The sequence below is a fragment of the uncultured Xanthomarina sp. genome (assembly GCF_963971605.1).
Taxonomy (GTDB): domain Bacteria; phylum Bacteroidota; class Bacteroidia; order Flavobacteriales; family Flavobacteriaceae; genus Xanthomarina; species Xanthomarina gelatinilytica.
In genome coordinates, this window is record NZ_CAXATZ010000011.1 from 45,624 (window position 1) to 70,726 (window position 25,103).

Genomic DNA, 25,103 nt, shown 5'->3' on the forward strand with positions numbered 1-25,103 from the left:
TTTATAAAAGCTTTAACTATCAGCAATACAACAGTTTTATATATTAGAGGTTGCAAAAAAGCAAAATGAAAGACGATAAGAATAAGAATGAAAAAGCTACTATTTTACATATTTGCACTAATTAGTATTTCTGGATTTTCTCAAGAAAAAGACCAAGAGAAACAAGAGTTGATGGCCTTGAAAAAAGCCAATAATTTTGTGTACGAAGGGAACGAAAAAGCAGTAAACAACGATTTTGTTTCAGCAGAAATGGCTTATCGTAAGGCACTTTCACAGCAAGCCACTTCGGTTGCTGGAGCTTATAATCTAGGGACTTCCTATTATCAAGAAGGAAGCTATAACGAAGCTTTATACCGTTTGCAACAAGCAACAAAAAACGCTACTTCAAAAAAAGAAAAACACAAAGCTTTTCATAATATTGGCAACATATTAATGAAAGAAAACAAGTGTCAGGAAGCAGTGGATGCCTACAAAAATGCCCTTAGAAACAACCCTTCAGACAATGAAACACGTTACAATCTGGCTTTAGCAAAGAAATGTGCCGAAGACCAAAAAGACGAACAGCAAGACGATAATAAAGACGACCAAAACAAAGATCAAAACCAAGATCAGAATCAGGACCAAAATCAAGATCAAAACCAGGACGAGCAAAAAGACGATCAAGACAAACAAGACGAAGGCGAAAATAAAGACGATAACCAAGACCAAGGCGATCAAGATAAAAAAGATGGCGACGACCAAAAAGACGATCAAGGCAAACCTAAAGAAGATAAAAAGGATCAAGGTAAGGGAGACGACCAGAAAAAGGACCAACAACCACCTCAACCTCAGCCAGGACAATTATCACCTCAACAAGTAAAAAACTTGTTGGAAGCCATGAACAATCAAGAACAAAAAGTACAGGAAAAAATAAATGCTGAAAAGCAAAAAGGGGTAAAAGTTCAAACAGAAAAAGATTGGTAAACAATTTATAAAGATTTCTCTTTCCTCTTGGGAAAGACGTCCAAAGGACAATGAACCTATGAAAATAATAAAACACATATCATTATTGCTCATTGTATTAAGTACAAGTATTGCTACTGCTCAAGTAACTTTTGAAGCTAAAGTAAGCAAGAAAAAACTTGGTATTAACGAAAGGTTGCGTGTAGATTTTGAGATGAACAAAGATGGCGATAATTTCAATCCGCCAGATTTTGTGGGATTTAATATTGTTGGAGGACCCAACCAGGCAGTGAGCACGTCCTGGATGAATGGAAAACGGTCTTATAAAAAAACATACAGTTATTTTTTATCACCAAAACAACGAGGCTCTATCACCATTAAACAGGCAACCATAGAAATTGATGGTGAAATATATAAAACAACCCCTCAAACCATTGTGGTTACTGCTGCCGTTGACAGACCTAACGACGACAATAACCCAGAAACCATTGCTTCCAATAACATACATTTGGTGGCTGAGGTATCCAACGGAAACCCTTATTTAAATGAAGCCATAACCGTGGTTTACAAACTTTATGTGTCTCCAGACACAGGAGTGAGCAATTGGCGTGAAATAGACAACCCAAGATATAACGATTTTTGGAGCCAGAATATTGATATAAAAAACCTTAAAGTTTTAAATGGCACTTATAAAGGCGAAGATTATAGATATGTGGTATTGCGTAAAACTGTGTTATACCCTCAAAAAACCGGAAAACTTGAAATAGAACCTTTAAGTTTGGATGTAACTATAGAAATACCAACAAACAGAAGGGATATTTTTGGAGGTAGATTGATGACACAAGTGCATAAAACCATCTCAGCTGGCAGTAGGACAATTCAAGTAAAACCGTTACCTGTAGAAGGAAAGCCAACCGATTTTACAGGAGCTGTTGGAGATTTTGAATTCAATGTCATTACATCCAAATCTGAGCTAAACGCTTCAGAATCTTTGCAAGCTCGTGTAGAAGTTAAAGGAAATGGAAATTTAAAACTATTCGAACTCCCTAAATTATCATTGCCAAGTTCCTTGGAAGTTTACGAACCAGAACATTCAGAAAATGTGGTGACCAATTTAAATGGTATGCAAGGAAGCATATCAGATAGTTACACCATTGTACCTCAATATAAAGGAAAATACCCAATTCCTAGTATTAGCTTTTCGTATTTTGATGTAAAAACAGAATCCTATAAACGTATTTCTTCTGGCGAAATTGTTATTAATGTACTAGATGGTCCAACAAACACTACAGCTTCAGACAACAATATTGCTTCAGCAAATAATGGAAAACAACCTGTTGTGGTAAACAACCAGCAATTTGCTTTTATTAAAACAAGCACAGAGTTAACAAGCATAACACCAAACAACTTTTTTAAGTCTACGGGTTTCTGGACAGGGTTACTGCTGCCACTTTTAGCCATTCCTTTGGCCATAGTTATTAGAAAAAAGAAACAGGAACGCGATGCAGATATTACTGGAAATAAAATTAGAAAAGCCGATAAACTGGCCAAACGCTATCTAGGTGAAGCTAAAAAAGCATTAGGCAATAAAGAAGCTTTTTATGTGGCCTTGGAAAAAGCATTACATAATTATTTAAAAGCCAAACTGCATATTGAAACCAGTGAATTTACCAAAGAAAAAATTCAAGATTTATTGCTAACCAAACAAGTGGACAGTCAAGTTGTAACTAGTTTTATAGCAATATTAAAAAATTGCGAATTGGCTAGGTACACACCAATCACTCATGTGGAAATGCAACAAGATTACGATAAAGCAGCAAAAACCATTTCTGCAATAGACAAACAAATTAAATGAAGAAGTTAGTTTACATACTTGTGTTTTTATTGAGCTTTATTACAACGGCTCAAAACATCTCTTTGTTTGAACAGGGAAATGCCTTATATAACGATGGAAATTATGAGCAAGCCATTCTTAAATACGAAAATATTCTTGAAAACGGGGAACATTCTGCAGAACTGTATTTTAATTTGGCAAATGCACATTATAAACTAAACCATATTGCTCCTAGTATTTATTATTACGAAAAAGCCTTACAATTGGCGCCAAACGATAAAGAGATAAAAAACAATGCAGCTTTTGCAAGAAATATGACCATTGATGCCATAGATTCTGTTCCAGAGGTTGGGCTTTCAAATTACATTAAAAAAGTAACCAATACCTTTGGTTTTAATACTTGGGCCAAACTTGCAATTGCTTTTATTTCTATCTTTGTAGTTCTGTTCCTAACCTATTATTTTGCTTATTCCACTACTAAAAAGCGACTCGCTTTTGTAAGCAGTATGTTAAGTTTAGGTTTCACTTGCCTAGCCTTGATATTTGCTTTTCATAAATTCAATTTGGATAAAAAAGACCAACCAGCCATTATTTTTGCGCAAGAAAGTCAAGTAAAAAGCGAGCCTAATTTACGCAGCACAGAAGCTTTTATTTTACATGAAGGAACCAAGGTTCAAATTTTGGACACTGTAAACAACTGGAAAAAAATCAAACTTTCCGATGGGAAAACAGGTTGGATCCTAAAACAGGATATAAAAGCACTTTAAAGTTTATTTAACTAAAATAAAAAAATGGAATTGTATCTTTGTTCTTGATTTTTAAAAAAATTGGATGAAGAAAACTACTATTTCACTTTGCTTTATCATTATTTTCACCATGTTTATAGCAGCTCCTTTTGTGATTACTGTTATGGACAAATCGTTTGATATATCGATGTTTTATGGTATCAACGAAGAAGAAAATAACAACAACTACGAAATCAAGCATAAGCAAATAGCTTTTCCTAATTATGACAATTCAGAATTACTTGTTTTGGAACTTCAAAAAAAGAAACAATTCGATTTTTATTTAAATCACTATTCCCAGCTTTCACTGGAAACACATTCTCCACCACCAGATTGTATTATTTAGCAATAAATCCTTATTGCATGGTTTGAAAACAAACTCTTCAAACCAAACATTCACAATTTTTTAAAGTTAGTATTGTACCCAAGTCAAGAGGTGCAATTATAATTAGTGTTTGATACACATTAAGGGTATCAACATAAACAAAATACATCTGTACATGAAAAAATTATTTTCAAATTTCAAAGGGGATGCCTTTGGAGGTATAACGGCTGGTATTGTAGCCCTTCCTCTAGCATTGGCCTTTGGTGTCTCGTCTGGGTTAGGCCCAAGTGCAGGACTATATGGAGCCATCTTTATAAGCTTTTTTGCAGCTCTTTTTGGTGGTACCAACACACAAATTTCTGGTCCAACGGCTCCAATGACTGCCGTAAGTATGGTGGTAATAGCAGGAATACTTGCTGTTAATGATGGCGATGTAACCAAAGCATTGCCGGCTATTTTAACCGTATTTTTATTGGCAGGTTTGTTTCAAATAGGATTGGGTTTCTTAGGCTTTGGTAAATACATTAAATACATTCCTTATCCTGTAGTTTCTGGTTTTATGACAGCCATTGGTGTCATTATCCTTGTCACTCAAATACTACCAGCTTTAGGATACTATCCCAAAGACGATGAAGTTTTTGTGGAACAATTTAAGCCTCAAGCCGAAGAGATTATCCTACAAAACATTTTAAAAGAAGAAGCAGGTGAAGGGATCTTGGTTTTGGAGGATTTTAAGGAAACCATTGATAGGGCCAAGAATATAAGTCAAGAAGATATTTTAAAAGAGTCCAAGACATTAGCTGCCAATGAGGCTTCCGGTGTTGTAGGGGCTATTAAAGTTTTGCCCAAAGCGATACAGAATATCAATTGGCTGGAAGTTTTATTGGCTTTAGGGACCATCATTATTATCTATGGCTTTAAACGCATTACAACAGCTATTCCTAGCACCTTGGTGGCACTTGTGGTAATGTCTGGCATTGCCATGGCTTTTGGTTTAAATTATAGACCTATTGAAGAAATTCCAAGTGGATTGCCTGTTCCAAATTTAAGTATCATTACCAATTTTAGTTTTGGCATAATAACACCATATATCTTTACAGCATTGACCTTGGCTCTTTTGGGAGCTATTGATTCCTTGCTAACTAGTGTGGTGGCAGATAATATGACCAAAACAAAGCACAAACCAAATAAAGAATTGATAGGACAAGGTATAGGTAACAGTATTGGAGCCATTTTTGGTGGAATTCCTGGAGCAGGAGCAACCATAAGAACCGTTGTAAACATTAAATCTGGTGGAAAAACCAAGTTGTCTGGTATGATTGCAGGTTTGTTGCTGTTATGTATTTTATTAATACCTGGTTTGCCTGGTCTGGCTTCCAGTATTCCCGCTGCAGTTTTAGCTGGAATATTGATTACTGTGGGAATTGGTGTTATGGACTACAAAGGCTTGAAATCCATTCCTAGTATGCCAAAAGATATTAAAGTGGGACCTTTAAAATTAAGTTCAGAAGTTTTGATTATGGTCATAGTACTACTGTTATCAACCTTTTGGAACTTGGTATATGCTGTAGGAATAGGATTGGTTATTGCCTCGCTTTTATTTATGAAGAAAATAGGCGATTTAACAGCACAAAGATCAGATGTTAAGACCTTAAAAGAAGAAAAAGCTTGGACAGACGAAGCCAATTTTCCAGAGAAATTGAAAGAAGAAGTTTTTATAAAGCACTTAAAAGGGCCTTTGTTTTTTGGTTCCACCAGCGATTTTCAAAGTCTTGCTGCACAAATTCCCAAAACTGCCTCAACTGTGGTAATACGTTTAGGGAGAATGCAGTATATGGATCAATCTGGACTGTACGCCATGGAAGATGTGCTGCAGGAACTTTACAATAATAACATTACAGTGCTTTTTGTTGGTTTGTTAAACCAACCTAGATATTTAATGGAACGTATAGATATTATTCCAGACTTAATACATCCAGACCATATATTTCTTACTTTTAAGGACTGTACCACTTGGATAAAAAATAATGTAAAAGATAAATATTAATATTATGAATTTAGACAAAGTTTTTGAAAACAATAAATCTTGGATACAAGATAAATTACAAGCCGATAAAGACTATTTTGAAGCTTTAGGAAAAGGACAAAACCCTGAATTGCTATATATTGGCTGCGCTGATAGTCGTGTAACTGCCGAAGAACTTATGGGAGCAACTCCTGGAGAGGTTTTTGTACACAGAAACATTGCAAACATGGTAATAAGCATAGATCTTAATGTCATGTCTGTAATCAATTATGCTGTGGACCACCTAAAAGTGAAACATGTTATTGTATGTGGTCATTATGCTTGTGGCGGTGTTAAAGCAGCCATGCAATCTGCCGATTTGGGAATTTTAAACCCTTGGCTACGTAACATTCGTGATGTATACAGGCTCCATAGAAACGAGTTAAATGCCATTGAAAACGAAGATGAGCGTTACGATAAACTGGTAGAACTAAATGTAAAAGAACAGTGTGTGAATTTAATTAAAACAGCTGCTGTTCAAAAAGCCATAAGAAAAAGAGGTTTAAAAGTTCATGGTTGGGTGTTTGATGTGCACACAGGAAAATTGATTGATTTAAAAATCGATTTTGAAAAATACCTAAAAGACATTATGGAAATTTACCACTTAGATTAAACCATTAAAAAAGCCACTTTAAAAGTGGCTTTTTTAATTCAAAATTCTTTTAAACGCCTTCTTTCGGCTCTATATTTAAAAGGTCTGTTTCTTCATATTTTATTATAAATGGAAATAGCAATGGCACTACAGATTTTACAGGCTTGTATAGCACAGTTTGTTCTGTTTGAGCTTCGTCCCAAAAGCTCATGGTCGTGTTCAATTTATCAAAAACATTTAAGAGCACACTTAAAATAAGTGCCATTTTCAGACCACCAAACAAAGCGCCTAAAAGTTTGTTCAAGATGCCCAACGCAGCAAAATCTGCCAATTTAGTTAAGGCTTTTCCTGCCAAAGCAATTGCTAAAACAATAACTATAAACGTAATGGTAAAGGCAAGAATGTTTACATATTTTTCATCCCAATCTACACTATCTTCAAAAAAAGAAGCGGCATAATCACTAAAATGAATGGCGCCATAAACACCAGCAACCAAAGCTACAAGTGAGGCAATTTCAACAAAAAACCCTTTTAAAAAACCACGTATCAAACCCAGAAGCAGAAAACCCAATAAAACAATATCAATAACACTCATAATAGTAATATTTCTGTAAATATAACTTAACTTTGCATTTCTATAAAAAACTAAAAAACAGAGTACCCACTTTTGTGGGAAATAAATATGTCTAGAGACGAACAATTAAAACAACGTTGGGAACTTATAGTCGACAAGCTATCCAAGCAATTTGCAGATGGAGACACCTTGGATTTAGACGCCATAATCTACTTAATTGGTGTTCAGGAACTGGGACAATTTGATAAAAAATTCAAAAAAGATCACAAATTGGACCTTATGCACATAGCCATTTGCAGGCTTCTGGAGCCTTATGGTTACTATGAATTTGATTATTTTGATGAAGATGGATGGCCTCATTATATCATAAAAGAACAGTTGCCTCCATTAAAAGCTGGAGAACAAAGTGTTTTAATGAAAGAAGCCATTGTAAGCTACTTTATGGAAAGTAAATACATTGAATAATTAGCGGTTTTATACACGCTTCAAAGACAAGTTTCATCATAATTCACTAAATTTGCACTCATTTTCAAAAATATCATGATAGATAAGATCAAAGAGTTAATTGCTGAAGCTGAAGCTTTCCAAGCAAAATCGAAAGAAGAAGTTGAGGCTTTCAGAATTAAATATTTAGGAAAAAAAGGACTTCTTAACGATTACTTTAAGGAGTTTAAAAATGTAGCCAACGATCAGAAAAAAGAATTTGGTCAGGTTATAAATACCCTTAAAAAAACAGCCGAGGACAAAGTTGCTTCCCTTAAAGAAGAACTGGAAAGTAAAGAAGAGATTAAAGGTGTTTATGGCGATTTATCCCGTCCTGGAGAGCCTATCGAGATTGGAGCAAGACATCCAATATCTATTGTGAAAAATCAAATAATCGATATTTTTTCCCGTATAGGGTTTAATGTCAGTGAAGGCCCTGAAATTGAAGACGATTGGCATAATTTTACAGCGCTAAATTTGCCGGAATACCATCCAGCAAGAGACATGCAGGACACGTTTTTTATTCAAACCAATCCAGATATTTTATTGCGTACGCATACCAGTTCGGTGCAAGTGCGTTATATGGAAAACAACAAACCTCCTATTAGGACCATTTCTCCAGGAAGAGTGTATAGAAACGAGGCCATTTCGGCACGTTCGCATTGTTTTTTTCACCAAGTAGAAGGCTTGTATATTGACAAAGATGTAAGTTTTGCAGACCTTAAACAAACCTTGCAATACTTTACTACAGAAATGTTTGGGAAATCTAAAATACGCTTACGCCCTTCTTATTTCCCGTTTACGGAGCCAAGTGCAGAAGTAGATGTATATTGGGGCTTGGAGACAGAAATTGACCATAAAATAACCAAAGGAACAGGATGGTTGGAAATTATGGGATGTGGCATGGTAGATCCTAATGTGTTGGAAAATTGCGGCATAGACTCTAAAGAATATTCTGGATTTGCTTTTGGTATGGGAATAGATAGAATAGCCATGCTCTTGCATCAAATAGGCGATATTCGTTTATTAAGTGAAAACGATGTACGCTTTCTGGAACAGTTTAAATCTGCTCTGTAAGCGCAATTCAATAAAAGATAGAAGCCGATAAACCATCGGCTTTTTTTATTTAACAATTTTTTAACTTCGTTTGGTTCGGTTTGTTCCGAACTAAACGTATTTTTGCGCCATTAAAATTTTGAAAAATGGACCATTTAAATAAACAGAAAGCCGATTTAGTTGAAAAACTAGGGGTTCATCTTGAAAAAAAAGACCATTTAGCACCAGTGGCTGCCAGAATTTTGTCCTATGTAATCCTTACGGGAAAACTAGGCACAACCTTCGAGGACTTGGTAAACGATTTATGTGCCAGTAAAAGTACCATATCCACTCATTTAAGTCATTTACAAGATTTAAAAAAGATAAGCTACTTTACCAAAACAGGCGATAGAAAAAAATACTATATCATTAATCGCGATACCATGCTTCAAGGTATTAGTAATATGGTGGAAGAATGGAAAAATGAAAAAGAACTGCACTTAGAAATTAAAGCTTATAAAGAAGAGACAAATAAAACCTTAGAGGAAGAAAATAAATTTGAACTTGGTTTTCACGACAGTTTTATAGGTTTCTTGGACGGTGCTATTTCATCAATAATTAAACTAAAAGAAACTGTAATAAATAATAAACACTAATCAACTCATAAAATGAAACAATTAAATAAATATAGTTTTACTATTCTTAGTATGATTGCTCTTATGTTTGCTAGTTGTAAGCAAGAACAACAACAAGCACCACAGCAACAAGCCTTACCGTTAACGGTAACCGAAGTTCCTCAGAAAAACGTAAGATCTTACACGACTTACCCAACCACTATTGAGGGAACGATTAACAGTGAAGTTCGTGCCAAGGTTTCTGGATATATTCAAAAAGTTTTAGTTGATGAAGGGCAAAAAGTAAGAAAAGGACAAGCACTTTTTAAATTGGAAACCCAATCCTTAAGTCAGGATGCTAATGCTGCAAAAGCCCGTGTAAATGTAGCTCAAGTTGAGGTAAACAAATTAAAACCTCTGGTTGAAAAAAACATTATCAGCGAAGTGCAGTTGGAAACCGCTAAAGCCAATTTAGCACAGGCAAAAAGTACGTACAATAGTGTGGTGGCCAATATTGGTTATGCCACGGTAACGAGTCCGGTAGATGGTTTTGTTGGGGCGATTCCGTATCGCGAAGGGTCTTTGGTAAGTGCTACTAGTGCAAAGCCATTAACTACAGTGGCTAGTATTGAAAGAGTGTTCGCTTATTTTTCAATGAACGAAACCGAGTATTTGGATTTCCTTCAACAAACTGAAGGCAAAACACTTCAAGACAAAATTGCCAATTTCCCAAAAGTGGAATTACAATTGGCCAATGGACAAACCTACGAACAAAAAGGAACCATTGAAACCGTAACTGGACAAATTGATGCCAATACTGGAACGGTAAGCTTTAGAGCTGTTTTCGATAACCCAAATATGTTGTTGACCAACGGAAATAGCGGAACCATAAAAATCCCAAATACATACGAAAATGCTTTAGTCGTGCCACAATCGGCCACTTACGAGCAACAGGGGCAAACTTATGTTTATACTGTAGGTGAAGGCAATGCAGCAACGTCAACTTTAATTACTGTTGAAGATAAAACCGACCTGTTTTACATTGTAAATTCAGGAGTAAAAGCAGGCGATTTAATCGTAGTAAAAGGTATAGGTAAGCTAAGAAACGGTATGCCAATACAGCCACAAAAAGTGGCTTTCGATAGTATTGTAAAGCCTATAAAACCACTATTTCAATAACATTTTAGAGCAATAAATTATGTTAAAAACATTTATAGAAAGGCCGGTTTTATCAACCGTAATTTCCATTATAATCGTCATTTTGGGTATTTTAGGGTATTCAGCACTACCTGTTGAACAGTATCCAGATATTGCACCGCCAACCATTCAGGTAAATGCAACTTACCCTGGGGCGAGTGCCGAAACTATTTTAGAGAGTGTTATTATTCCTATTGAAGAGCAGATTAACGGTGTTGAGGGAATGACTTATATGACATCTTCTGCTGACAATAATGGTACAGCAAATATTACCGTGTATTTCGAGCAAGAAATGGATCCAGATATTGCTGCGGTAAATGTGCAAAACCGTGTGGCAAGAGCAAATCCATTACTGCCTAGTGAAGTAATTCAAACAGGAGTTACTACACAAAAGCAGCAAACATCGGCACTGATGTTCTTATCAGTGTATTCTGAAAATGAAGATTACAACGCTACGTTTGTTCAAAATTATTTAAAAATCAACGTGATTCCTGCTTTGCAAAGGGTGAATGGTGTGGGTAACGTAAATGTGTTTTCCAACCAGGATTATGCGATGCGTGTGTGGTTAAAACCTGAAAAATTAGCCGCTTATAATTTAGTGCCTTCCGAAGTCACCGCTGCTTTAAGAGAGCAGAGTTTAGAGGCTTCAGCAGGTTCTTTGGGACAAAACGACGGACAAGCATTTTCATATAATATAAAGTATAGCGGACGTTTTAAAACCGAAAAGCAATACGAAGACATCATTATTAAGGCTTTGGATAATGGCGAATATCTTCGATTAAAAGATGTTGCGAAAATTGAACTGGATGCCCAAGGATACGATTCGTACGGATTTACCGAAGGTCACCCCAGCGTGAATATGGGTATATATCAAACAGCTGGCTCTAACGCACAAGAAATAATTGAAAATATTAAATCGGAATTAAACCGTTTGTCACAAGATTTTCCAGAGGGCATCGAGTACACGATTAATTACGACACCAATAATTTCTTAACGGCATCAATGAACAAAGTACGTAATACTTTAATTGAGGCGTTCCTTTTGGTGTTCTTGGTGGTGTTTATATTTCTTCAGGATTTCCGTTCCACTTTAATTCCGGCCATTGCTGTTCCGGTGGCTATTGTGGGAACGTTTTTCTTCCTGAATATTTTCGGGTATTCCATCAACTTATTAACTCTGTTCGCTTTGGTATTGGCCATTGGTATTGTGGTTGATGATGCGATCGTTGTGGTTGAAGCAGTTCATGCTAAAATAGACGAAGGCGCTAAAAGTGCCAAAACCGCTACGTTGGATGCGATGCACGAAATTTCGGGAGCTATTATTTCGATTACTTTGGTAATGGCAGCCGTGTTTATTCCGGTAACGTTTATTCAAGGACCAACAGGGGTGTTTTATGAGCAATTTGGGGTGACGCTGATTGTGGCGATTTTAATTTCGGCCGTTAACGCTTTAACCTTGAGTCCAGCGCTTTGTGCCTTGTTTTTGAAAGGTCACGATGACCACGAACATAGCAACAAAAGCTTTTTGCAGAAATTTTACGATAAATTCAACGCTGGTTTCAACGCTACAACCGAGCGCTACGGAAAATCACTAGCTTTTTTATACAAAAACAAATGGATTACAGGAGCGCTATTAGTTCTTTCTGGAGTTGGTATTTGGTGGGCTGCTAGTACAACACCAACAGGATTTGTGCCTAACGAAGACCGTGGTATTGTATTTATGAATGTAGAGCTACCTGCAGGAGCATCAATGGATAGAACTAACGTTGTAATGGAAGAACTGTATGAAAAAGCAAGTCAAATTCCAGGAGTAAGAGGTGTAACGGTAATTAACGGTAGAAGTTTAATTAGTGGAGCAGGAACCAACTACGGATTAGGTTTCGTGAAATTAGATGATTGGGGAGAAAGAGAAACCGATGATTTGTCATCAAACGCCATTGTTGGAAAACTTTTTGGAATTGCAGCCACTATTCCAGATGCCAATATTATTTTCTTTGCGCCGCCGAGTATTCCTGGATTCGGACTTTCAGGTGGTTTTGAAGTGAATTTAATGGATAAGTCTGGAGGAAGCTTTGAAGACTTAGATGCAGCCACACAGCAGTTTATTGGTAATTTGATGAAGCATCCTACCATTCAGTACGGTCAGACATCTTTTAATACCAAATATCCGCAATACGAATTAGAAATAGATGTACCATTGGCAAAACGTTATGGAGTTTCAGTAAGCAGTATTTTTTCAACTTTGCAAGGCTATATTGGAGGTGTTTATGCTGCCGATTTTGCGCGCTTCGGTAAGCAATATCGTGTGTACGTTCAAGCACAACCAGAAGACAGAACCGATACGAATTCTTTAAACGAATTGTACATAAAAACGGGTAGCGGAGAAATGGCTCCTATCACACAGTTTGTTAGTTTAAAACGTGTATACGGTCCACAATCGGTAACGCGTTTCAACCTTTATAATTCGGCAAAAATTAGTGGTGCATCAAACCCTGGATTTAGTACGGGTGATGCCATTGCCATAGTTCAGGAAGAAATTAAAAACCTGCCAAGTAATTATGACGTGGCGTATTCTGGTTTATCGCGTGAAGAAGTAAGTGCAGGAAATCAAACAATGGTTATTTTCTTATTAGTAATTGTGTTTGTATATTTCTTATTAGCCGCACAATACGAAAGTTATATGTTACCATTAGCTGTAATTTTTTCATTACCATTGGGTGTATTTGGAGCCTTCTTTTCAACAAAAATGATGGGCTTGGAAAATAATATCTATTTCCAAATCGCCTTGATAATGTTGGTTGGGCTGTTGGCTAAAAACGCCATTCTTATTGTAGAATTTGCTGTACAGCGACGTCGCCACGGCGAAAGTTTGGTCGATGCCGCTATTCACGGAGCCAAAGCTCGTTTACGACCTATTTTAATGACGTCGTTTGCCTTTATTTTAGGATTAATGCCGTTGGTGTTAGCGAAAGGCGTAGGTGCCGAAGGAAACAATTCTATCGGTACGGGTGCTGCTGGAGGAATGTTAATAGGTACTATTTTAGGGGTGTTTGTGATTCCTATTTTGTTCATCCTGTTCCAATGGTTGCAAGAAAAAGTGTCAAGTAAACCTGTTGTTGAAACTAAAGAAGCTTAAATATGAATTCAATTATAAATAAAACCTTAATTGTGGTGGTTATGGCTACCACATTACAAAGTTGTTTTGTTGCGAAGGAATATTCGCGTCCAGAACTGGAAGAAACAGAACATTTGTACCGTACTGATAATTTGCCACAGGATAGCCTTTCTATGGCAGATGTTTCCTGGAAAGACATGTTCACAGATCAATACTTAAAACAGTATATTGAAGAAGGGCTGCAAAACAATCTGGACATTCGTGTGGCAATACAACAAATGGCAGCTGCCGAAGCTTATATGAAACAAGGAAAAGCAGGTTATTTGCCTAGTATAAATGCGCAAGCTTCCATGACGCACCAGGAATTGTCAAAAAACAGTCAGTTCGGTTCCTTTTTCAATGGTAGTATAGAACAATTTGAACTTACTGGAAACTTGTCTTGGGAAGCAGATATTTGGGGAAAAATACTTAGTACAAAGCGAGCAGGTGAGGCTAGCTATTTGCAAAGTGTCGCTGCACACCAAGCAGTAAAAACGCAGTTGGTTTCTAGTATCGCTACTGTTTATTATCAATTGCTAGCATTGGATGCCCAACTGGAAGTTACCAAACAAACCATAACTGCTAGGGAGAATAGTGTAACAACTATTCAAGCACTCAAGGAAGCTGGTCAGGCAAATCAAGTGGCAGTAGATGGTAACATCGCGCAATATAACAATGCAAAGGCTTTATTGGTAGATATTGAGGTAGCCATTTTTAAAACGGAAAATACCTTAAACCTTTTACTTGGTAGATCATCGCAAATCATTGAAAGAACCCTTTTGGATAATCAAAGTTTGGAAACAGAAATCAAGTTGGGAATTCCAGCAACGTTATTGCGTAACAGACCAGATGTTATGGCTTCGGAATATGCCTTAATCAATGCGTTTGAAATGACCAATGTGGCGCGAAGTAATTTTTATCCGTCATTGACTATTACAGCTTCTGGTGGTTTTCAAAGTCTTGAGTTAGATGAACTGTTAAGTGCTAATTCGTTGTTTGCAAATATCATTGGAGGTTTGGCACAACCTATTTTTAACAAGCGAGCCATCAAAACACAGCACGAAGTAGCTTTGGCTCAACAAGAACAAGCTTTGTTAGGCTTTAAAAAGTCATTGTTAGTGGCTGGTAATGAGGTATCCAATGCCTTGTATGATTATGATGCACAAACCGAAAAATTTGAATTTAGGAAAAACGAAGTGGAAGCTTTAAGACAAGCTGAAGCCAATTCTGAAGAATTACTTGTAAATGGCTATGCTACCTATTTAGACTTGTTAACTGCTAGACAAAATGCTTTAAGTGCAGAATTAAATTTGATAAATAACAAACTGAACCAGTTGTTGAGTATTGTCAATTTATATGAAGCCCTTGGTGGAGGCTGGAAATAAAAAAATTAGTGTTGTTATGATTGGCAAAGAACAAATAATTGCGTTCGCAGCCGAGAAGTTTACTCAATTTGGCAGCAAGCGATTCACTATGGATGAGCTTGCTGCTTTGTTAGGTATTTCCAAAAAAACACTTTACAAACATTTTTTGAGCAAAGAAAATTTGGTAACTTCATGTATTCAATATTTAATTGATGATTACAACCAAACTTTAGAGCAATTGTTACAAGATCAAAAAGACCCTATTTCCAGCATTATTTTAATGTATGAAAGTGCTTTTGACCGTTTAAAATATTTTAAACCATCCTTTATTTTTGGGTTGAAAAAATATTATCCTGCATCCAATAAGGTATTTGATGACTTTCGCGATACTTTTGTAAAAGTAAGGGTTTATAACCTTTTGGAAATTGCTAAAAAAAACGGTCTGCTTTTAGACGAAGTCAATCTAGACCTGTTTTGCGATTTATATTTTAAGCGCTTTGAAGAAATCGCCTTCAAAAGCAATAATCTTTTTGATGTACATTCTAACAAAGAGCTGTTAAACCATTTTATAGTTTATAGTTTGCGAGGCATAGTAAAGAAAGGCTACAACAATCTGTATTTTAAATAATGACCAATGAAAAAAGACATTTTTATTCCAAAAGTAGAAAACGTTTATATAGCTGTTGTAAACGAGTATAACGAAATTTACAACAGCCAAGACTGGAACGCCTATATTATAAACAATAAAGATGTTGATTTAGAGATGGTGCTTATAGTTACCGGTGGTTATAACGAGGGCAAAATTACATCCACCTTTAGAAAAAAATTAGAACGGCTTCCTGCTAAAAGCTATGCCAAGATAGAATTGATGCAGGAAGAATTATTTGCTTTAAACAACACCTTTAAAGTATCTTTTTTTGAAGGGAAAACCATGTACGATAAAACCTTTCTGTTCAGGAAAAATACCATTAATTTAAAAGCCTTACAACCTATTCCTTTAATGGATGTGAAAGGGGTTTTGGTAAAGTAACATATTCTTGGGAAAGTAGCTTGGAGTTAATCCAACTTATCAGCCAACTTCCTAAATGTTATTTTTGGGTCTTTATCTTCATATAATATGGCATATACTGCTTTGATAATGGGCAAACGGGTTTTCTTTTTGCTCTTTTCGTTTATTAAATAAGCACTTTTGGTGGCATAATAGCCTTCGGCAACCATGCTCATTTCCATTTGTGCAGATTTTACGGTATAACCTTTCCCGATCATGTTCCCAAACATACGGTTTCGGGAAAATAATGAATAACCCGTCACCAACAAATCGCCTAGATAAGCCGAGTTGTTAATGTTACGCTTCATTTTGTGAGTTTTCTTTATAAAGCGTTTCATTTCCCTAATGGCATTGCTCATTAAAACACTTTGGAAATTATCGCCATAACCCAAGCCATGGGCTATTCCAGCTGCAATGGCATAAATGTTTTTAAGCATCACAGCATATTCAGTACCAATAACATCGTCGCTAATTTTTGTTTTAATATAATTACTGGATAGTTTATCGGCAATGTCCTGTGCTTTTTTGGCATCTGCGCAAGAAATGGTTAAATAAGACAAACGCTCCAAGGCTACTTCTTCAGCATGACAAGGCCCAGCAATAACAGCTATATTTTTTAAAGGAATGTTGTAAATATCATGAAAATGCTCACCTACCAGCAAGCCAGACTCTGGAATAATTCCTTTTACGGCAGAAACTATGGTTTTTTCAGACACATCAACCGTTAGTTTTTCCAATTCAGAATACATAAAAGCAGAGGGAATAACAAAAATCAACACATCGGCATAAGCTGCCATTTCGTTAATATCGTTGCTTAACTTTAACTGCTCTATTTTAAATTCTACCGAACTTAAATAACTTGGGTTGTGTTGCTCCTTGATTAAGTGCTCCTTGGTGTACACGCTGCGCATATACCAACCTACTTCATCTAAATTTTCGCACAACATTTTTACTATGGCTGTTGCCCAACTCCCTGAACCAAAAACGGCATATTTTAATGGCTTTTCCATATTTGTTCTCAAATTTACAAGAATCAAAAATACATAAAAATTACCTCTTTTAAAGGGTTTAAAATGAAAGCCTAAAAATTTTTGGCACGTGTTTTGAATTGTTTGACAACAGAACTAAAAAATGAAGGCTTATGAAAACGTTAAAACTACTTTTAGGATTTGCCATAATAGCAAGCTTATTCACATCCTGTTACACAGATGATGATTATATAAACAATTACAATCCACCACCTTCCATATCCTTAAATCAGTTATTGGGTTCTTACGAGTTGTGGTATGTAGATATTAACGAAACCATTGGGTATGGTCAAACGCCTTTTCTGCAAATAGCATTTACGGTATCCTTTAGAAACGGAACATTATACGCCAATAACAATTTGGTGGGTTTTGGCAGTCAAGGAAACGGTTTTGGTATTCCAGTAGGCAATTACGATGCTTATAATAACATCCTGGATGTATACCATGTTATTGATGGATACGAAACCTTCGATGTTTACCAAATAAACACCAATACCATAGAATTGTATAATCCGTACAACGATACCTCATATTTTTTAAGAGGCTATCAACGTGCAACATTCGATTATGATTATGTGTTTTACGATAACATCCATTACTTCTTGCAGGAGTATGAAGCCTGGGAAAAAGTATATACAAGTCCAACAGGAGATATCAACGAGTTTGACAACGAGAATTACCTGCAATTTTTGGCAGGAGGCAACGACTCAGAATTTAGAAGCTCCCAAGATGTAGGTGTTGGCAATCCAGATAATATTTATTGGGATTATACAGGAGTATATGGAGTGAACAATGTCTCTGGAAACATGTATTTAAAAACCTTAAGCCTAAATTATGATTACTATGGAAGCGAATTTTTTGAGCTAAGTGTTGAAAACGATGCATTAATTAGATTGTTTCACACTGCTTCCGGAACTACTTACGAGTTTGCAGGAAGAGGCTATATCCAGTATATGAAAACAGCAGAAGGTAAGAAAACAGAAAGTCCTAAAATGCGTAAGTTTAAAAACGAAAGAAAAGAAAACCCTAGAGAAAACACTAGAGTATAAATATAAGATTTGGTTAGTTAAGTTAGTTGGTAAAGAAACTGTTTAGAGCCTAAAAACCTCAAACAGTTTCTTTTTTTATTGGGTTTGCCATCAAAATAATAGGATTTTTAAAAGAAATTATTGAACTTTATATAAATATTTAAAAACACTTAAAACACAACAGATTATGGGATTATTTTCATTTATTAAAGATGCAGGAGCCAAAGTTTTTGGAATAGGAAAAACACGTGCCGAAGAAGCTGCAGATAAAGCAGCAGATGCAGCCGAAGCCAAACTGAACTCAGAAAAGGCAGCAGCCAATAACCTCATGGAAACCGTTAATGATTTACAATTGGAAGTTAAAAACCTAAACATTCATATTTTGGACGACAAAGCTACCATTACTGGAGCAGCTTACGACCAAGCGACCAAAGAAAAAGTGGTTTTGGTAGTTGGGAATTCTAATGGAATAGCTACTGTAGACGACCAGATGACGGTTGAAAACCCAGAACCAGAAGCGCAGTTTCATACTGTGGTGAGTGGTGATACCTTAGGAAAAATAGCTAAAAAATATTATGGAAATGCCATGAAATATCCTGTTATTTTTGAAGCTAACAAGCCCATGCTTAAAAACCCAGATTTAATATATCCTGGACAAGTATTGCGTATTCCTGCTTTGGATTAAAATTTTATGATACAATAGTAAAAACGTCAGCTTTAAGAAGTTGGCGTTTTTTTATGCGAATTAAAAAACAGATCGAAGAAATGTATTTAAAACTTAAGGCTTATATTTGCTGCTTCAATAATAAAAACAATAAAACACGAATGATGAAAAAAATAATGATGATAGCCTGTCTGTTCTCAGCATATTTAGTAAACGGACAAGCTTTTACTGGATCTGGAGATCAAAAAATGCAAATTGGAGCTAGTTTTCAAGAACATGCAACCGGACTTTATATGAGTTACGATTATGGCTTGGGCGAGAATTTTTCCATAGGTGTGGTATCTTCGTACGCCTTAGGGGTTGCAAGTGTTACTGATGCTGGTTTTGAGGATCGTTTTGACGTAAAAGCACGTTTTAATGCCAACATTGGAAGCGTTTTAAACATTGATGAAAATTTTGATTTATATCCTGGTATCCATTTTAGTTTAAAGAATTTTGGTGGTCACGTAGGAGCAAGATATTTCTTCTCCAAAGGTTTCGGACTGTTTACGGAAGCAACTTTCCCTATTGCAAAATACAATAACGACGACTTAACCTATGCTGAAAAATTAAACAATCAGTTTACCTTTAATGTTGGTGCTGTTTTTAATTTGAATTAAAAGCAAAACCTAAATGTAAAAGAGATTTTAAATGCCTTAGAACCAATTATAGTTTTAAGGCATTTTTTGTTAATCTTCCTATTTCTTGCCCAACCAGTTTTCTCTATTGGCTTTTAGTTTTTTATCCAATGGTTTTTTATCTGCCTCCACTAAAGAAATGGTATAAGAGGTATCGGCCAAAAGCGTTAACTTAGTGGTTTTGGTTTTTCCAAAACGTTCAAAAACCACCTCAACTTTATCATTCACTTTATAGGTATTTAGTAAGTCTTTTAGGTTTGTGTCTTCAGTTAGCTCTGTGTTGCCAATCTTTAAAAGTTTATCTCCTTTTTGAAGCCCAGCCTTATAAGCAGTAGAGTTATTTTTGGGGTTGCTCATTATTTTGCCATGTCTTACAAAGGCACCAAAAGCTACTTTTGTGGTGTCTTGGCTTAGTAAAACACCAACCGTTTTGAAAAGCTGTTTAAAATCTGGCATCTCAGAGTTGTAAATATAATTGTTAAAAAACCTGTTCCCAAAGTCTTTTCCTGCATACTCATTTAAAGTCTGGTTTAGCTTGTCTATAGTATAGTAGGTTTGGGTTTTACCATAGGTATGCCAAACCAGCTTCATATAATCGTCCAGGTTTAGGTTTTTTTCCCTTAAGGACAAATCCAAAGCCAGGCCCAACATACTTCCATAAGAATAATAAGAAATAAAAGTATTTTCCCTATTGGTTTCATCAACCGATTTGGCTGCATCCACAAAAGGCGCTTGATAGCTCATTTCAATTGGATTGAAATAATTGCGACCAGGAGAATCCCATACATAATTAAAAGTACCTGTTAAACCAGTAATGTATTTAGCTTGCGAGATAACTCCTGCCCGACATAAGGTTAAATCGTCGTAATAGCTTGTAAAACCTTCTGCAAACCAAAGTTCACCACTCATGTTGGCTTCTTCAAAATTAAATGGTTCCAAGGTTTTAGGACGAATACGTTCCACATTCCAACAGTGAAAGAACTCATGCGAAACGGTTCCAATATTTTGGTCTATGCCTCCATTTGCCAAACTACGTGTGCTCACTACATAAGTGGAATTTCTATGTTCCATACCATCTCCATTGGCATTAGGCATATAACAAGCTAAAAAAGTATATTCGCCATAATCGTAAGTTGGCAACTCACCAAAAACAGCTTTTTGTTGTAGAACTACCTTTTTTATGTAATTAAAATACGTGTTGATGTCTGCTTCTGAGGCTGCATCGTCATGAAGTACCAATGTAATGGTTTGGTCTTCTACTTGAAAAGAACGCATGCTATAGTTGGCAATTTCTGTAGGGCTGTCCATAAAATACTGCAAGTTTTTTGCATGGTAGGTAGTGCCTTCCAAATGTTTTAATTGTGTAGCAACCTTCCAGTTTAAATCTTCCCGAACCTTAAAAGTCACTTGCATTTCGTTTTCCGACAACTCAGGCACATACATAAAAGTAGCAGGCATGTTTAAGTGCGCATGTGTTTCATCTACTTGTGCATAGGTGCCATCGCCATGATTTGCAAACAAGGTATACCTTACACGAATGGTACCATCGTGTCCCGAGACATTCCAAACATACGGATTTGGGCGTGTGGTTTCCAAGACCTTTCCTTGGCTGTCGGTAACTTTTACATTGTAAACGTTTTTGGCAAATTCATGAATGGCATAACGCCCTGGAGACGACCTTGCCATTCTAAAGACCACCTTATCCGATTGTAAATCTGTAAAAGTGGCTTGAATACTAGCTTCGTGATGTACAGCATTTTCAAATGAAATAACATAACTTGAGGATACTTGGGCTTTTACCAATATTGAAAAAAGGAATATTATTAAGAGTAATTGAAATTTTTGCATGGAAGTAAATTTAAGGCTGTAAGATACGATGTTTTTTACTTCCGAAAATAGACCAGCAAGGTTTTTAAAACATTATAGGTCTTTCGTATCTTTGAGGTATGTTCCCTAAAAAACTTCAAGACAAAATAAATGAGCGTAAAACCCATAACATGTTGCGCACATTGGGCACACAACATCATTTGATAGATTTTTCTTCCAACGATTATTTAGGGTTTTCAAACTTGAAGGAGATTTTCGACATGACACATCGTTATTTGGAAACCAGTAACCTTGCCAGAAATGGCGCTACTGGCTCCCGTTTACTGTCTGGAAATTATAAATTATATCAAGAGGTAGAAAACACCATTTCCGAATTCCACCATTCAGAATCTGCTTTGATTTTTAATTCAGGATACAATGCCAATTTAGGTTTTTTTGCTTCAGTCCCTCAACGTGGTGACATTATTTTATACGATGAATACATTCACGCATCCATAAGGGATGGAATTGGCATGAGCCATGCAAAATCCTATAAATATAGGCATAACGATTTAAAGCATCTGGATGAGATGCTAAAACGCTTATCTACAGACAAGGCAGGAGTTCAGCATAATCCATCAGTAATTTACGTGGTTACCGAATCTGTTTTTTCCATGGATGGCGACGCTCCTGATATTGCTTCTTTAATTCACATAAGCAAACAACACCAAGCCTATCTTGTTATAGATGAAGCCCATGCTACAGGTGTTTTTGGTAAAAATGGCGAAGGGTTGCTTCAGGAATTGGGTTTGGAAAATGAAGTTTTTGCAAGAATCATCACCTTTGGAAAAGCCTTGGGAAGTCATGGAGCAGCTATTTTGGGAAGTAAAGCTTTAACCCAATACTTAATAAATTTTGCAAGACCCTTTATCTATACCACAGCACTACCACCTCACTCCTTAATGACAATCAAATCGGTTTACATCGAGTTGCCAAAAACGCATGAAATCTCCAAACTAAAAGAGAATATTACCTTGTTTAAAGAGGAAATCTTAAAAAACAACTTGCAAAATCATTTTATAGAGAGTCAATCAGCCATACAGAGTTGTTTGATTTTAGGTAACGAAAACGTTAAAGCCATCTCAAATCAGCTTATAAAAAAAGGATTTGATGTGAAACCCATTCTGTCACCAACTGTTCCAAAAGGAAAAGAACGATTACGTTTTTGTTTGCATAGTTTTAATTCTGAAACAGAAATTAAGGAAGTCATCCAGCTTTTAGCCAAACTTTTAAATATATGACAGAGACATTTAAAACCATTGCTAGGTTTCAGTATTCTTCTGAAGCACAAATCATAAAAGGACGTTTGGAAGCTGAAGGGATTGAAGTGTTTCTTTCCGATCATGTAACCATAGATACAGATCCATTAATAAGCAATGCTATAGGAGGTGTCAAGTTAAAAGTGTATTCATATCAAAGTGAAGAAGCAATAAACATTTTGGAATCCATCAGAACATATTCCATGGACGACGAAGGAAACTCCATAAACTGTCCCCATTGCAAAAGCCAAAAAATAGAACTCTTTTCTACAATTAAAGATGCCAAATCATTAATATGGTTTATTTTTGGAGTCCTGTTTTCAGGGCTTCCATTTTATACCAGACACAAGTATCGATGTGAAGCTTGCCAAACCGAATTCGATTTAAAATAAAACTCACATGATCAGGGTTTTAATTATTAAGCTTGAAGCAGAATGTTAATTGGGTGTTCCTTATGACAATTAAAAAACAATAAAGATTAATACATGAAACAATTATAAACTCATGAAAACCTATTTTGTAACGGGAATCTCAACAGAAGTTGGTAAAACTATGGCTTCGGCCATTTTAGTGGAAGCCCTTCAAGCCGATTATTGGAAACCCATTCAAGCTGGGGAATTGGATCATTCAGACACTCATAAGGTGGAACGCTTGGTGTCCAATAAAAAGTCTAAATTCCACCCAAACAGCTTTGCATTAAAAACACCCATGAGTCCTCATGCAGCAGCAGAAATAGAAGGTGTTTCCATAACTTTAAAAGACATTATAGCACCAAAAACCAAGAACCACCTGGTTATTGAAAGCGCTGGAGGCTTGCTGGTACCAATAAATAATACACAAACCATTTTAAACCTTATAAAACCAGAATACCATGTTATTGTGGTTTCCAGACATTATTTAGGAAGCATCAATCACACACTGTTAACAGTAAATCTGTTGAAAGAAAAAGGCTTTCAGGTGTCCCTTATTTTCAGTGGAAACGAACATAAAACAACCGAAGCCATCATCAAAAAAATGACAAAAGTTCCAATTATAGGAAGAATAGACGAGGAGCCTTACTTTGATAAGAATGTGGTTTTGGAATATGCAGAAAGGTTTAAAGATAATCTGTAATTTTTGTCATACTAATTGGTATCAGTTTTACAAAACAGTAAGAAATTAGTTGTTGGACATTCTGGAGGATAACTGTAAAAAACTTTAAAAGAACAAACCAAAATTATGAGATGCTGACACCAGTTCAGCATAACGCTTATGACACTAAAAGAACGGGATAAAAAACATCTTTGGCATCCATTAACGCAACACAAATTGCATCCAGAAGCCATTGCCATATCCAAAGCCAAAGGTTGCGTGTTAACAGACGAAGATGGCAAGGAATATTTAGATGCCATTGCATCTTGGTACACCTGCATGTACGGACATTGTAACGAGTATATTACCAATCGGGTTTCTGCACAAATGCAGCAGTTGGATCAGGTAGTATTTAGTGGGTTTACACATGAGCCAGCAGTTAAACTATCGGAAGCTTTAATCCAGGTTTTACCAAAAAATCAAAACAAATTGTTTTTTAGTGACAATGGATCCACCTCAGTTGAAATAGGTATTAAAATGGCTTTGCAATTTCATTTTAACCAAGGAAAAACATGTAACACCTTAATTGCTTTTGAAGATGGCTTTCATGGTGATACCTTTGGTGCCATGAGTGTGTCTGGATTATCGGTTTACAACGGTCCTTTTGAGGAGTTTTTTTTAAATGTGAAACGAATCCCTACACCCAATGGAACCAATCATGACACCATAATAAACTCTCTTCGTAACATTATAAAAAACCATAAAGTAGCAGGCTTTGTTTACGAACCTTTGGTTCAAGGAGCTGCTGCTATGAAAATGCACGACGGTGAAGGCTTAGAGCTAATATTGAAATTTTGCAAAGAGAACAACATTGTAACAGTAGCTGATGAAGTGATGACTGGTTTTGGTAAAACTGGAAAACACTTTGCTTCAGACTATATGGAAATCAAGCCAGACATTATGTGTTTAAGCAAAGCTTTAACTGCTGGTTTATTGCCTATGGCCATCACATCTTGTTCGCAAGGTGTTTATGATGCTTTTTATAGCGATGATATTGGCAAAGGCTTATTTCACGGACACACTTATTCTGCAAATCCATTAGCCTGTACAGCTGCTTTGGCAGGCCTGGAGTTGTTGCAATCAGAAGACATGCAAAAGAACATCAAACGAATTACTGCTTCACACGAAGCTTTTAATTTACGTATAAAACAACATCCCAAAGTAAAATCTACCAGACAGAGAGGCGTTATTTTTGCTCTGGATTTAAATACTGAAATGTCCAGGTATGGTAATTTAAGGGACAAACTGTTTCAATTTTTTATGGAACAGGGTGTTTTCCTTCGTCCATTGGGAAATACCATATACATTCAAGCGCCTTATGTAATTTCAAATGCGCAATTGGAAAAAGTCTATCAAACCATTGAAGAAGCCTTGTCAATAGTTTAAATTTGCAAGGTTCATGGAAAAATGAAACCTCCACTTAACTCGTTTCAGTGTC

The 25,103-nt window shown here is 36.1% G+C and carries 24 protein-coding genes; 21 read left to right on the forward strand and 3 right to left on the reverse strand.

Going from position 1 to position 25,103, the window contains the following annotated elements; genetic code table 11:
• Positions 1 to 87 precede the first annotated feature (87 nt).
• The 6 genes from AACY93_RS06260 to AACY93_RS06285 all read left to right on the forward strand — a co-directional run bounded on the left by AACY93_RS06260 (position 88) and on the right by AACY93_RS06285 (position 6,564).
• Positions 88 to 963 carry a tetratricopeptide repeat protein gene (locus tag AACY93_RS06260; protein ID WP_286853000.1) on the forward strand — a complete coding sequence of 292 codons (876 nt, stop codon included), beginning with the start codon at positions 88 to 90 and terminating at the stop codon, positions 961 to 963.
• Between the two features lie 58 nt (positions 964 to 1,021).
• A complete protein-coding gene (locus AACY93_RS06265; protein ID WP_286852999.1) occupies positions 1,022 to 2,797 on the forward strand; it encodes a BatD family protein in 1,776 nt (591 codons plus the stop codon).
• Entirely contained in the window at positions 2,794 to 3,543 is a 750-nt protein-coding gene (locus AACY93_RS06270; RefSeq protein WP_286852998.1) for a tetratricopeptide repeat protein, read from the forward strand. The genes AACY93_RS06265 and AACY93_RS06270 overlap by 4 nt, the downstream gene beginning before the upstream one ends.
• A 64-nt stretch (positions 3,544 to 3,607) precedes the next feature.
• The gene (locus tag AACY93_RS06275; protein ID WP_286852997.1) at positions 3,608 to 3,907 is read left to right on the forward strand and encodes a hypothetical protein; all 300 of its coding nucleotides are present in this window, start codon (positions 3,608 to 3,610) and stop codon (positions 3,905 to 3,907) included.
• 154 nt (positions 3,908 to 4,061) lie between these two features.
• On the forward strand, positions 4,062 to 5,933 hold the full coding sequence (locus AACY93_RS06280) for a SulP family inorganic anion transporter (RefSeq protein ID WP_286852996.1): 1,872 nt from the start codon (positions 4,062 to 4,064) through the stop codon (positions 5,931 to 5,933).
• Positions 5,934 to 5,937: 4 nt separating this feature from the next.
• On the forward strand, positions 5,938 to 6,564 hold the full coding sequence (locus tag AACY93_RS06285) for a carbonic anhydrase (protein WP_007647052.1): 627 nt from the start codon (positions 5,938 to 5,940) through the stop codon (positions 6,562 to 6,564).
• 49 nt (positions 6,565 to 6,613) lie between these two features.
• Here AACY93_RS06285 and AACY93_RS06290 read toward each other — a convergent pair whose 3' ends face one another.
• Positions 6,614 to 7,138, reverse strand: coding sequence for a CvpA family protein (locus AACY93_RS06290; RefSeq protein ID WP_286852995.1), 525 nt, complete (start codon positions 7,136 to 7,138; stop codon positions 6,614 to 6,616).
• An 87-nt stretch (positions 7,139 to 7,225) separates the two neighbouring features.
• Between AACY93_RS06290 and AACY93_RS06295 the strand changes: the two genes are divergently transcribed.
• The 8 genes from AACY93_RS06295 (at position 7,226) to AACY93_RS06330 (ending at position 15,994) form a co-directional block, all read left to right on the forward strand.
• Entirely contained in the window at positions 7,226 to 7,582 is a 357-nt protein-coding gene (locus tag AACY93_RS06295; protein WP_007647048.1) for a hypothetical protein, read from the forward strand.
• 75 nt (positions 7,583 to 7,657) lie between these two features.
• Entirely contained in the window at positions 7,658 to 8,677 is a 1,020-nt protein-coding gene (pheS, locus tag AACY93_RS06300; protein ID WP_286852994.1) for a phenylalanine--tRNA ligase subunit alpha, read from the forward strand.
• 125 nt (positions 8,678 to 8,802) lie between these two features.
• Positions 8,803 to 9,291: a transcriptional regulator gene (locus AACY93_RS06305; RefSeq protein ID WP_286852993.1), complete on the forward strand. Its 489-nt coding sequence runs from the start codon at positions 8,803 to 8,805 to the stop codon at positions 9,289 to 9,291.
• Between the two features lie 12 nt (positions 9,292 to 9,303).
• A complete protein-coding gene (locus AACY93_RS06310) occupies positions 9,304 to 10,428 on the forward strand; it encodes an efflux RND transporter periplasmic adaptor subunit (protein WP_286852992.1) in 1,125 nt (374 codons plus the stop codon).
• Positions 10,429 to 10,447: 19 nt separating this feature from the next.
• On the forward strand, positions 10,448 to 13,582 hold the full coding sequence (locus AACY93_RS06315; RefSeq protein WP_286852991.1) for an efflux RND transporter permease subunit: 3,135 nt from the start codon (positions 10,448 to 10,450) through the stop codon (positions 13,580 to 13,582).
• Positions 13,583 to 13,584: 2 nt separating this feature from the next.
• Positions 13,585 to 14,985: an efflux transporter outer membrane subunit gene (locus tag AACY93_RS06320; protein WP_286852990.1), complete on the forward strand. Its 1,401-nt coding sequence runs from the start codon at positions 13,585 to 13,587 to the stop codon at positions 14,983 to 14,985.
• Positions 14,986 to 15,001: 16 nt separating this feature from the next.
• Positions 15,002 to 15,592: a TetR/AcrR family transcriptional regulator gene (locus tag AACY93_RS06325; RefSeq protein WP_286852989.1), complete on the forward strand. Its 591-nt coding sequence runs from the start codon at positions 15,002 to 15,004 to the stop codon at positions 15,590 to 15,592.
• Positions 15,593 to 15,598: 6 nt separating this feature from the next.
• A complete protein-coding gene (locus tag AACY93_RS06330; RefSeq protein ID WP_286852988.1) occupies positions 15,599 to 15,994 on the forward strand; it encodes a hypothetical protein in 396 nt (131 codons plus the stop codon).
• 26 nt (positions 15,995 to 16,020) lie between these two features.
• Here the strand turns inward: AACY93_RS06330 and AACY93_RS06335 are convergent, their stop codons facing one another.
• Positions 16,021 to 17,022, reverse strand: a complete 1,002-nt coding sequence (locus AACY93_RS06335) for an NAD(P)H-dependent glycerol-3-phosphate dehydrogenase (RefSeq protein WP_286852987.1) — start codon at positions 17,020 to 17,022, stop codon at positions 16,021 to 16,023.
• A gap of 131 nt (positions 17,023 to 17,153) precedes the next feature.
• Between AACY93_RS06335 and AACY93_RS06340 the strand changes: the two genes are divergently transcribed.
• From AACY93_RS06340 to AACY93_RS06350, 3 genes are all read left to right on the forward strand, one after another.
• The gene (locus AACY93_RS06340; protein WP_286852986.1) at positions 17,154 to 18,089 is read left to right on the forward strand and encodes a nicotinic acid mononucleotide adenyltransferase; all 936 of its coding nucleotides are present in this window, start codon (positions 17,154 to 17,156) and stop codon (positions 18,087 to 18,089) included.
• A 166-nt stretch (positions 18,090 to 18,255) separates the two neighbouring features.
• The gene (lysM, locus tag AACY93_RS06345) at positions 18,256 to 18,753 is read left to right on the forward strand and encodes a peptidoglycan-binding protein LysM (RefSeq protein WP_007647026.1); all 498 of its coding nucleotides are present in this window, start codon (positions 18,256 to 18,258) and stop codon (positions 18,751 to 18,753) included.
• Between the two features lie 143 nt (positions 18,754 to 18,896).
• Positions 18,897 to 19,391, forward strand: a complete 495-nt coding sequence (locus tag AACY93_RS06350; RefSeq protein ID WP_286853165.1) for a DUF6646 family protein — start codon at positions 18,897 to 18,899, stop codon at positions 19,389 to 19,391.
• A 78-nt stretch (positions 19,392 to 19,469) separates the two neighbouring features.
• On the opposite strand, the gene AACY93_RS06355 is transcribed toward AACY93_RS06350, so the two are convergent.
• On the reverse strand, positions 19,470 to 21,257 hold the full coding sequence (locus tag AACY93_RS06355; protein WP_286852985.1) for a PDZ domain-containing protein: 1,788 nt from the start codon (positions 21,255 to 21,257) through the stop codon (positions 19,470 to 19,472).
• Positions 21,258 to 21,355: 98 nt separating this feature from the next.
• On the opposite strand from AACY93_RS06355, the gene AACY93_RS06360 reads away from it, so the two are divergent.
• From AACY93_RS06360 to bioA, 4 genes are all read left to right on the forward strand, one after another.
• Positions 21,356 to 22,516: an 8-amino-7-oxononanoate synthase gene (locus AACY93_RS06360; RefSeq protein WP_286852984.1), complete on the forward strand. Its 1,161-nt coding sequence runs from the start codon at positions 21,356 to 21,358 to the stop codon at positions 22,514 to 22,516.
• Complete coding sequence (locus AACY93_RS06365) at positions 22,513 to 22,926, forward strand: DUF2007 domain-containing protein (protein WP_286852983.1); 414 nt, start codon at positions 22,513 to 22,515, stop codon at positions 22,924 to 22,926. The genes AACY93_RS06360 and AACY93_RS06365 overlap by 4 nt, the downstream gene beginning before the upstream one ends.
• Positions 22,927 to 23,038: 112 nt before the next feature.
• Complete coding sequence (gene bioD, locus AACY93_RS06370) at positions 23,039 to 23,647, forward strand: dethiobiotin synthase (RefSeq protein ID WP_286852982.1); 609 nt, start codon at positions 23,039 to 23,041, stop codon at positions 23,645 to 23,647.
• A gap of 138 nt (positions 23,648 to 23,785) precedes the next feature.
• Positions 23,786 to 25,051, forward strand: coding sequence for an adenosylmethionine--8-amino-7-oxononanoate transaminase (gene bioA / locus AACY93_RS06375; protein ID WP_286852981.1), 1,266 nt, complete (start codon positions 23,786 to 23,788; stop codon positions 25,049 to 25,051).
• The last annotated feature ends 52 nt before the right edge of the window (positions 25,052 to 25,103 follow it).